The organism is Caproiciproducens sp. MSJ-32 (genome assembly GCF_018918055.1).
Classification (GTDB): domain Bacteria; phylum Bacillota; class Clostridia; order Clostridiales; family Clostridiaceae; genus Clostridium.
Genome location: NZ_JAHLPS010000052.1, coordinates 1 through 3,698, shown reverse-complemented (window position 1 = coordinate 3,698; position 3,698 = coordinate 1). Strand labels below are relative to the sequence as shown.

General features: G+C 25.9%; 3 protein-coding genes and 1 pseudogene. 3 read left to right on the top strand and 1 reads right to left on the bottom strand.

Annotated elements, in window-relative coordinates:
• Positions 1 to 315: 315 nt before the first annotated feature.
• Positions 316 to 1,227, top strand: a pseudogene (locus KQI16_RS06035) (cell division protein FtsZ); the annotation flags it as partial.
• A gap of 104 nt (positions 1,228 to 1,331) precedes the next feature.
• Here KQI16_RS06035 and KQI16_RS06030 read toward each other — a convergent pair.
• Positions 1,332 to 1,982, bottom strand: coding sequence for a DNA alkylation repair protein (locus KQI16_RS06030; protein WP_286172906.1), 651 nt, complete (start codon positions 1,980 to 1,982; stop codon positions 1,332 to 1,334).
• Between the two features lie 318 nt (positions 1,983 to 2,300).
• Between KQI16_RS06030 and KQI16_RS06025 the strand changes: the two genes are divergently transcribed.
• Positions 2,301 to 3,023, top strand: a complete 723-nt coding sequence (locus tag KQI16_RS06025; protein ID WP_216432789.1) for a glycerophosphodiester phosphodiesterase — start codon at positions 2,301 to 2,303, stop codon at positions 3,021 to 3,023.
• A gap of 148 nt (positions 3,024 to 3,171) precedes the next feature.
• Positions 3,172 to 3,570, top strand: a complete 399-nt coding sequence (locus KQI16_RS06020; RefSeq protein ID WP_216432790.1) for a bacteriohemerythrin — start codon at positions 3,172 to 3,174, stop codon at positions 3,568 to 3,570.
• Positions 3,571 to 3,698 lie beyond the last annotated feature (128 nt).

Here is a 3,698-nt window from a genome sequence, read left to right as displayed (position 1 = left end):
ATCCAAATGTTATTTGGGTTTATTAAGTATACTCAAAAAAAGACCTAACGGTATAAAATATCATAATAAATGTAAATTTATTCATAAAGAAAACAAAAATGGCAAGTAGAAACTTTTTTAAAATTTACTTGCCGAATTCAAGATTAATATTTTCATTTAATAAATCAGCTACCTGATCAATAGAATAGTGGGAGATTTCCCCTCTTTTTTTATTTTGAATTTTATTTCTTTCTTTATTATCCATAATGATAAAGTCACCCCTTTATATAACTTATCTCAATAATTCTCCTCCCCTTTTATCTATTCGTATATAATTTATATCCAGGGACAGATGGTTCGGGAAGAGACAGAAATAAGTCTAAGGAGATGATATTAGATAATGTTAATGCAATAGGAACATTATTAAGTAAATATCTGTTAACAGAAGTAATTGTAGTATTTACAACTATGGCTGGCGGAACAGGTTCAGGAGCAATAAAGACTTTTATACAAATAGCCAAAAAAGTATTACCAAAGGCTAAAATTAATGTAGTAGCTATTTTACCTAGCTTAAAAGAAGATGAATTATCATTTAAAAATACTCTAGAATGTTGGAATGATATCAATAGTATTATGGATTTAATAAATGATGTTAAATTCGTTGATAACAATAAGAGAAATACTTATAGAGAGATTAATAATGAAGTTATTGAAAGCTTAGATTTAGCTTATAACATAACAGGCATTCATTCTGAAGGCAGCATTGATAACAGAGATTCATTAAGAATAAATACTGCTGAAGGGGCAGGACTTGTTTTAAAACTATATGATGGCTTAATGGATGTTAAAAGTGCTGTGGATTTAGCAATAAAAAATAGTGTTTTTGTTCAACCAGATATATATGACTGTGATTATTTAGGAATTAATTTAAAAATTGATGGATATGATCCATATGAAGTAGCTAAATTATTTGAAGTTTATAGAACTACCTACATAACATATAACAATAAAAATAATATTGTAGTTCTTGGAGGATGTGAAATTCCGACAGAAGCAATAAAATTAATAAAGATGGCCCTAGATGATAAGAAAAAAAGAAAGTTATCAAGAAATAAGAGAAGAAGCTTTATTATTGATATGAATGCAGATATTAATGATAATTCAGGAGATAGTTTAGAAGATAGTAGTGTTGTGGAAGCTAATAATGTTGAATTTAACGATTTGCTTGAAGAGAATTTTACTATTTAAATTTTAAGCCGTTAAGTTATATATTTAGCAAATAAAAAAGGACTGTATCAAAAAGAATTTATTATTCTTATGGACAGTCTCTTTTTATTCAGCGTACTAAAAATTCAATTAAGATATTTACTTCCTTCCTTAACGCTTAACTTACTTAATTTATAGGAAGATATAAAAATTTTAACCCATTCCTTATTTGATTTTGAATATTCCCTAAGGGCCCAGCCTATAGCCTTTTCTATAAAGAATTCATTATCTTCATTATTATTTAATATAACTTTTTCAAGGACCTCTGTATTTGTGTTTTCCTTATATTTAAGTTGAAAAAGTATTGCTGTTCTTCTTAACCACATATTTTCATCTTGGCTCCATTTTAATATATATTCATCAATAAGTTTAGGATATTTTTGACATATCTCTCCAACTAAATGACTGGCAATTAAATCGATAGTATCCCACCAAGACTTATTTATTATCAGTTCTTTAATAAAATGAATATCGTCATTTTGTAATTTCTTTTTTTCTTTTATTAAATAGTCTACTCCTAGATATTGAAATTCCCGATATTCTTCTTTCCATAAAGATTTTACAAATTCCCTATCAATAGGAGAATTTTTATCTAGTTTTTTAAAGAAGGGCTTTTCAAGTTCTTTTCTTAAAGGGGTTTTTATGCCTAAGAATTCAAACTGATTTTTCATATATGCCTTCATAGGAGCAGCATTATTAGGATCTTTATTCTGCATGAATTTATCTATAATGTCCAATTTTATCATTCCTTTAATCAAGATATATGAGTGATAGTATTATTATACTATAATTTCTATAATTAGAAGGATTAATGTTAATAGTGATTTATAAATTCATTTAATATAGTCAATATTTTTCTCAATTATGCCTAATTATATAAAACATTAATTAATAATAACTAAACAAAATAGTTTGACTTAAAAAAAGGGAAGGAATAAATATTGTATAAGAAATTGTCTAAATATATAATATGAAAAAGGAGTATGCTATAGCTGTTGTAATATAAAATATTTATGAGCCTTATTTTTAATGAATAAAAAATTGGGAGGATTAAAATGGTAAATTTTGCTCATAGAGGCGATAGTATTAACTACCCAGAAAATACATTGCTAGCTTTTAAAGAAGCTATTAAAGCAGGCGCTTCAGGTATTGAATTAGATGTTCATAAAACTAAGGATAATAAATTAGTAGTAATACACGATGAGGATATAGAAAGAACTTTTTTAGGAAGAGGTTTAGTTAAGAATTTTACTTTAGAAGAACTTAAAGCTTTTAAGTGTAGAAGAGTTTTATTTAGAGATAATCCAGAATGCCATATACCTACTTTGGAAGAGGTATTAGATATAGTAAAAAAGAGCAATATAATATTAAATATAGAGCTTAAGACAGATGAAATACATTATGAAGGAATTGAGGAGGATGTAATAAATTTAATTAAGAAATATGCTTTAAATAACAATGTGCTTTTATCGAGTTTCAATTTAGATTCAATAAGAATATGCAAAGAAATTGATAGTAATATTAAAACAGGGTTATTATATTATAAAACTATAGAAAATATAATAGAAATTGCAAAAGCTTTAAAGGCAGATGCAATACATCCTTATTTAGAATTAGTTAATGAAGAGCTTATAAGGGAAGCTCACAAGTTTAATCTTGAGTTAAATATATATACTGTAAATGATCCTAAGTATATGAGAATGTTTAGGAATGGTGGAGTTGATGGATTATTTACAGATGATCCTAAGCTGCTAAAAGAGATTATTATGGAAAAGTAAAAAATGTTAGGATTTTCTAAATATCTTTAAAACTCTTATTGTATAAATCTTAACTATCAACTATAATTATATAAACAATAATAATATGTAAATTATAATATAAATTAAGTATAGAAATAAATTTATAAAGGGGGGAAAAGGGATGGCAATGTATGAAATGAAACCAGAATATAAAACAGGAATAGATTTTATAGATAAAGAACATGAACAGCTATTTACAATTGCAAACAGAGCTTATCAATTACTAAAAAATGAATTTATACCAGATAAGTATGATTATATTGTTGAAGTAATTGAAGAATTAAAAGCATATACAAAGTATCATTTTGAGCATGAAGAAGAATATATGCTATCAAAGGGATATAAAAGATTATTATCACAAAAAGTAGCACATGATGAGTTTATTAATAAAATACAAAGTTACAGCACAGAACATATAGATGAAAATCAAAGAGAAGTATTATTAGGTTTATTAGCCTTACTAAATGATTGGCTTATTGAGCATATATATAAAGCAGATAAGCTTATTGCTGAAGTTAATCAATAGATAATAAAAAAGGGGCTGTCGCACTAAATAATTAGTGTGAAGCTCCTTTTTGATGAAAAAAATAAATCCCAGACTTTAAAAGTCTAGGATTTATGGTAAAATATTTTTCATGACTATAAAAAAAATCT

Excerpts from the sequence above, each read along its gene's own strand:
- KQI16_RS06020 (WP_216432790.1), top strand. The coding sequence starts at position 3,172 with ATGTATGAAATGAAACCAGAATATAAAACAGGAATAGATTTTATAGAT.
- KQI16_RS06025 (WP_216432789.1), top strand. The coding sequence starts at position 2,301 with ATGGTAAATTTTGCTCATAGAGGCGATAGTATTAACTACCCAGAAAAT.